The sequence below is a fragment of the Skermanella aerolata KACC 11604 genome, from assembly GCF_000936425.1.
Classification (GTDB): domain Bacteria; phylum Pseudomonadota; class Alphaproteobacteria; order Azospirillales; family Azospirillaceae; genus Skermanella; species Skermanella aerolata.
On the sequence record NZ_AVFK01000112.1, the window covers coordinates 1 to 6,314 of the forward strand.

Here is a 6,314-nt window from a genome sequence, read left to right on the forward strand (position 1 = left end):
GCGCCTCATCGCTGAGGAAGCCTCTGCCTGACGTCTACAAACAGCTTCTTACGCCGGTCGCCGCCTGCCCAGTCATCAGGCTCCCGGCAGGCTTGTCCCGGGAGATCGTGTCGCTCCCGGTTTTGACGACGGTTCTCTCACTAACGACGCGTCTTCGAAGGGTTCACTTTCGTTCGTCTCTCCGACACATACCTGCTCAAGGTATTTCCTTGAACTTTTCCTCCAACGCTCACCACCACGGCTCTTGACCGCAGCAGCTTGGAGTGGTTTGAGACCCGCTCCTGAAAGCCGATCCCGAGGGGCCAACCCTCATCTCCCGCACAGCTTGTCTACACGGTCTGTTCGTTCACGTTGAACTCCTTTCCCATGTACGTCTGCAGCACACACACCATCTTTGAGCGGACAGAGGCTCACCTCGTCGCTTTCATCGAGATCGCCTTCATCTCCATCCTGTCTCGCCGGCTGGTGCGCCTTGCGACCCAGGAAATCAGCGCCTGATGTCTACAAACAGACTCTTAGGACTTGATGAGCATCTCTAATAGAATTACCTCTGTTACGCACTACTTCTCGTTTTCTGAACTAGAATACAATAACTACCTAGTAAAGCCGAATTAACTAACAGAATGCGTTTATCTTTTCTGAGCGAGAGGACAACGGAATGTACGGCTATACGCTGCCTGTTATAGTGATAGGTTTTATGACTTGGGCAGACACAGCTTCGGCTCAAGAGCATTGCGTCGCGGGATTGAGAGTCGGACTCTACGACCACTACATGTCAACAACGAGTGCTAGCGACAATTCGACAATTCATAATCAAATCTGCGAGGCTTACAAGAAGTATGAAAGTGACAAGATGGGAGGAGATGTCAAAGCAAGCTACGGCCTCTTCTCCGGAAGTGCTTCACTCAGCCGAGAACAGGTTGAAGCCATTGGACAATCTATGTGTCAAGCCAATTTTTCTAAGGAGGCATCGGACAAGCTGATCAAGACCTCAAGTTCTGTCATCGCACCAACAGCTGTCATGGCATACCAGCGATGCCTCGAACTATCGCAGAAGGGTTTAAGGGTGGAGATTGATTCAAGGGAAGAAGATCGGGGAGCAGTAACGCTCAGTCTTTCCTATCTGACGGATAATCCGATCCGACCGAAGATTACAGGCATTTCTTTGTCTCCTGAAGAAGATTTTTCTTGCAAAGGCACGCTGTGGGACGTCGTGCAGAATATCCCAAATAGCGGTGCCGTGGAATTAGACCGCTCGCGGTCCATGCTGTGCACGCGCAAAATTAGCCAAACGCCCATTATGATCGGGACTTCTCATGTCGTGATGGCCAAACCGGCGACAATCCTAGTTGAGACAGAAGCAGGAGCGGTGCGTTATCACTTGGCCGCGATTCCCGTCAGGGCAGGCCCCGACGAGATGGAGGAGATCAGGAGCCAGTTACTCCCAGTCGGGACAATCATCCTGACGCCGAACGCGTGCCCGGAAAATTTCTACATTGATGTCACTGCGGACTACGACGGTCGGTTCCTTAGAGCGGATGCTAAGGTATCCGGACAACCGACCAAAGTCGATGCCGATGGCTCTCATACTCACGACGAGTTCAGACACCGCCATGACGTTACCGGACGTATCAACGTTCCGCCTGGAAATGGGATGAAGGAAGGAAGCGCTCAGCGATCAGCCGCCGGCACGGATTTTCCGATTACGGGCACGACCGATGAAAAAACCTACACTCCGACTGGAGGAGCACATACGCACTCTTCTGTTGGTTTGCGCTTGTGTCAGAAGGTGACTGCACGAACCACAGCCAGCGCACAATAGAACATTGATGCGCATCGAAACGGGGGGCAAAGAACCCCGTTTCGACCCTACACGTCAAGATTTCAACAGGAGTCATCCGATGTGAGTCTTAGACATCAAGCTGTGATTACATGTCAGAAAGTCTTAATTCCACCTTAAAATATCAAAATTTATGAATTTTTTGTGGCTTCAGAAAATAAATATGTTTTCTTTGTTGAATCATACAGCCTCACCTCAGAAGCTTACGACGTAAAATGGAGACTACATGCATAGCCCGACAGCGGACCAAGAGATTGCGCATAGTGGAGCAAGCGTGGACCGGCAGACCATTGTCGTGGCGGTGCATGGAGTCGGAGAAGCCAGCCCGGGTGATATTCTAGCCGACCTCCTCCGGCAGGCTCGCTTGACAGGAGTGTTTGATCATCTCCTCGTTTGCGGGGTATCGTATCCACGTGCCCAGGCAACAGGAAAGATCCTTTATGAGATCCCTTGGGCGGACCTGCGCCCGGTAGTAACCGGGGGGCTGAGCCTTATAATTGAAGTAGTGGCCTTATTCACTGCGATGTTGCAAGCGGCCACAGTTGAGCCCTCTGCCTCTGTGACGAAGCCAAATTTCCAAATCGCGCGGACTTACAAGGCCGTTCTCCTCGCAGCTGGGATTTGGTGCCTATTCCCCCCCGTCATGCTCCTGCTTCTTCAATTTCAACCCGGTCGGCTTCAGCAAGTATTCATAGCATCTTCAGTTGTAATTTTTATAGTAATACTAACTTTTTGGTTGAAGAAATTTGACCGTTGCTTCCTAGGTGGTTTTGTCTGGGCATTAGGTACAGCTTGCCTTGCCGTTTGGGCACTTGCTAGCGAGTCGACCGACGGTGTGCCGCTCGTGATAGCGGCACGCATCTACGCGGTGGCCCAGTTCGTCGTACTCGGGCTGGCGCTCGCCGCAATAGCGGAGAGTACTTGGCAGTGGAGAAAAGAACGAAGCCGCCGGCCCGCTGGGGACAAGCCAACTGCCCTCCACTTGATGACGCGGTGGGCCTTCATCTATGTGCCATTGATGCTCGCGAGCGGTGTGGGTGCTCTTGGGTGGGCGTTGGCGCTGCAGCACGTACCGGCTTCTACCCAGCAAAGCGTACCGGATCCTACTCAGCAAAAGTTTTCATCTTGGGCGGAGGCTTTCAATGAAGGATTGCTATACGACCTTTGGAATGCCGAAGTACTGTTTACCGCTGCTGTTACCTTCTATGGTTTAGCCCTCTTGGCGGTCGGAGTGGTATATCTTGTACGCTCGAAGCGCTATCGACCAAGCGCAGGATCCAACAGCCGCGACGGTCTGGCTGCCGTGCTGTTCCTAATGCCATTCATCTTAACTGCAACGACAGTGCTGTTCTTGACCGACATAGCGTGGGACTGGCTGGGTGGGTGTCTGCACCGGCCAGAGCCGGGCGAGAGAATTATTCAAATATACCAAATCTCCGCCTTGCGACTTGTACCGTTCTTAGCCTTCTTAGTCGGGCCATTGGCAATCGGATTGAAGGTAGCTGGCGACGTGATTTTCTATCTCTGCCCGCAGGGTTCGCCCCTGGCCATTCGCGAAAAGGCACGGGAGCGCGTTCTGCAGCTGCTTAAGGTGCTGCCGCCGAACGCAGATATCCATTTAATCGGTCATAGCCAGGGGAGCGTGATAGGGCTGGAGGCCGCCACCGCCAGCGGTCGACACATGAAGGTCCACATCATGGGCTCACCGATCGACAGCCTGTATCAGCGCTTCATCGGCCTTAATCTCCTAGGGGACGGAGAACTGCTCAGACGTATCATCCTCGACAACAGCTATCGTCGAGACGACTACATCGGAGGCGAGGTCGGCGAGCATTTCGCCGTGCCCAACTTTCCCGTCGAGTTCGGGGGGCACACGGGCTATTGGCGCTTCTTCGACATCGCCAAGTGGCAGGTGATACCAAAGCCTATAAATTCTGACCTTGTCCCGCCAGACCGAACCAGATGTTAGAAACTGTTTCCGATGGCACGGGCTAGGAGAAGCGGCCCTGCTCGAGAACCTTTATAATATAGAGAAAATCCCTAGTCATCCTAGTGAAGCAGTTTGATCGTGTCGCCTCGACGCCCTCGGAAGGTGAAGACGGCGCCCGAGCAGGAAGGCTGCCGGAGATGCTCCTGCGCAACCGCCGCGAGCCCGGCGATCCCCTTGCGCATATCTGTCACAGAGCAGGCGCTATAGGCCCGAACGCCGGCGCCTGGGCCTATAGCGCCTGCTCTGTGCCCGGATCAGCCGCATCAGAACGCGATCCGGAATGTCGGCGGCAAAGCGAAGGATGTGGCCGTTGCGCAGTCCGGTCTCGACAGGATGCCCTGGCACTTCTCCGTCACCTCTACGGGGAGGAACACGGCCTTGCCCGTTGAATGAACAGCCTTCTGCTTCAACTCGCAACGCCACTGGTAGATGTTCTACCGGGGAATGTAATGTCGACACGTCACCTCAGAAACGCTCGACCCGGGAGCGGCAGCCTCGGTGACAATCCGCATCTTCTCGTCCACTGACCAGCGACACCGGCGCTCTTCCCTGCTCAGCACCTCCATCCGCATCTCTCGCCTCGCTGTTGACGTCCATAACGACGTCGTTAACGACGTAAATCATCTCGACAGCAAAATTCTTGTAAGGCGGCTTGGACCGGCCAGTTACGGTGCTATGGGGCAGTCGATATAATTTTTGAACTTGGTAAGGAAGAGAAATCAACTAAGCCTTTAAGATTGCAGTAGCTACCGCAGCCATAGCTGCGATTATTGCTGCTGTTATGGATATAAAATTGGTAACAAATGCTCGTCTTGATGTACGTTCTTGCTCTGCTGATTGAAGAACAAAGGTAATCAAAAGTTGCAACTTGGTTGTATCTAAAGGATCTATATAAAAAACTTCCTCTGGATCGCTTACATCACCTCCTTTTTTCTGAGCGTATCTAGCCTGAAGAGCATAGTAGTGCTGTCCATTATTTGCTTTTCTGAGCGAGCGCCTGTAAATACCGGGAAAACCGTTAAAAACATTTTTGAGTCTCTCTTCGTCTAAAGACAATTCCTCAGCCATGTTCTTGGGAGATCTTGCCCAGTAATAATCATGAGACCCCAAATATATGATTGAAGCTAAAAGAAAATCGATATTTTGTGCATATCTCATATGTCTGTCTCCTTTTCTGATTGAAAAAATTAACGTTTCATTATTTGTATCTAACACGGCTGAAGCAAGTATTGCTCAGGTCTGAGCTGGTTCGAATAATCTCAAAAGGTCAGATACGGACTTTCCATCCGATTGCCCCTTCCATCGACTATGGTGCAAAAATCGACGTTTGGGCGGATTTTCCCTGTCCCTCCGGGATCGGGCGATTCGACGGGAAACCGGCATGCCGAGGTAATTGCTCACGGTATTGGCGGGTTATGAGCAGTCAGGTGACGGCGAAGGATCCGTCGACGAGATGGCGTATGGCGGTCCAGGCGGCTTGACCTTGGCGGGCCGCCGTTCCGGTGACGGAGCGATTGACCTTGCCCCGCCAGACCGGACCAGGTGGTAAGCTTACGAACCACCTGGAGGAAGGATATGACGAAGAAGACGCGCCGCCGGTACACGGCGGAGTTCAAGACAGCGGTGGTTGCCCGGCTGGATGAGCCCGGCCAGACACTGAGCAGTGTCGCCCAGGCCCTCGGTGTGGCGGCGACGCAGGTGAAGACCTGGCGATTGGAGCAGCAGGCCGCTGGATCGGCGGAGGCGCTTGCGCGACGCCGGGCGGAGGCGTCCGAACTGCAGCAGCTGCGCCGCGACAACAAGCGGCTCCAGGAAGAGAACGAGATCCTGCGGAAAGCCTCGGCTTTTTTCGCCAGATGGGCGGAGAAAGCATGAAAGCGAAGCTCGCCTTCATCTCCGCCCACGGCTCCACCTATTCGATCCGCCTGCTGTGCGCTGTTCTGGGCGTGGCACGCAGCTAGTTCCATGACTGGCAGGGCGGCGATCAGGCCAGAGCGGCGGAGAGCCGCACCGAAGCCGACCTTGTCGGCCAAATCCGCGGCATCTTCCAGGACAGCGGCGAGCGCTATGGGGCGCCGCGCGTCCATGCCGAACTGCAAGCCCAGGGCGTCCGCATCGCCCGCAAGCGAGTGGCCCGGCTCATGAGGGAAAACGGGCTTCGGCCGCCCCGGCGCAGGAAGCGGCCGCCAATCACGACCGACAGCCGGCACGGCTACGGCATCGCTCCCAACCTGCTCCAGCGTGTCCTCGACGCTGACCACCCGAACACGATCTGGCTCGCAGACATCACGTATATCGCCACTGACGAGGGCTGGCTGTACCTGGCCGCCGTCAAGGACATGGCGACTCGCGAGATCGTCGGCTGGAGCATGGCCGATCATCTGAGGAGTTCCTTGTGAGAGAACGCCCTGATGATGGCGATCCAGCATCGCGCCCCACCCCGCGGCCTCATCCACCATTCCGACCGCGGCGTCCAATACGCCT

Annotated in this window: 7 protein-coding genes; 5 read left to right on the plus strand and 2 right to left on the minus strand. The window is 54.7% G+C overall.

The window, feature by feature from the left end; all coding sequences use genetic code 11:
* The first annotated feature begins 366 nt into the window (after positions 1–366).
* The 3 genes from N826_RS45860 to N826_RS38175 all read left to right on the plus strand — a co-directional run bounded on the left by N826_RS45860 (position 367) and on the right by N826_RS38175 (position 3,809).
* A complete protein-coding gene (locus tag N826_RS45860; RefSeq protein WP_280178514.1) occupies positions 367–498 on the plus strand; it encodes a hypothetical protein in 132 nt (43 codons plus the stop codon).
* A gap of 160 nt (positions 499–658) precedes the next feature.
* Positions 659–1,822: a hypothetical protein gene (locus tag N826_RS44015; protein ID WP_147041327.1), complete on the plus strand. Its 1,164-nt coding sequence runs from the start codon at positions 659–661 to the stop codon at positions 1,820–1,822.
* A gap of 292 nt (positions 1,823–2,114) precedes the next feature.
* Positions 2,115–3,809: a hypothetical protein gene (locus N826_RS38175; protein WP_147041328.1), complete on the plus strand. Its 1,695-nt coding sequence runs from the start codon at positions 2,115–2,117 to the stop codon at positions 3,807–3,809.
* Between the two features lie 80 nt (positions 3,810–3,889).
* On the opposite strand, the gene tnpB is transcribed toward N826_RS38175, so the two are convergent.
* Together tnpB and N826_RS44020 are read right to left on the minus strand one after the other, a co-directional pair.
* Positions 3,890–4,063 (minus strand): IS66 family insertion sequence element accessory protein TnpB, encoded by a 174-nt coding sequence (tnpB, locus tag N826_RS46245; RefSeq protein WP_147041330.1) that lies wholly within the window; start codon positions 4,061–4,063, stop codon positions 3,890–3,892.
* Positions 4,064–4,553: 490 nt separating this feature from the next.
* A complete protein-coding gene (locus N826_RS44020; protein ID WP_147041329.1) occupies positions 4,554–4,988 on the minus strand; it encodes a hypothetical protein in 435 nt (144 codons plus the stop codon).
* 417 nt (positions 4,989–5,405) lie between these two features.
* On the opposite strand from N826_RS44020, the gene N826_RS38180 reads away from it, so the two are divergent.
* Both N826_RS38180 and N826_RS41175 read left to right on the plus strand, forming a co-directional pair.
* Positions 5,406–5,705 (plus strand): transposase, encoded by a 300-nt coding sequence (locus N826_RS38180; protein WP_044437724.1) that lies wholly within the window; start codon positions 5,406–5,408, stop codon positions 5,703–5,705.
* Between the two features lie 158 nt (positions 5,706–5,863).
* Positions 5,864–6,229, plus strand: coding sequence for an IS3 family transposase (locus N826_RS41175; RefSeq protein ID WP_084721547.1), 366 nt, complete (start codon positions 5,864–5,866; stop codon positions 6,227–6,229).
* The last annotated feature ends 85 nt before the right edge of the window (positions 6,230–6,314 follow it).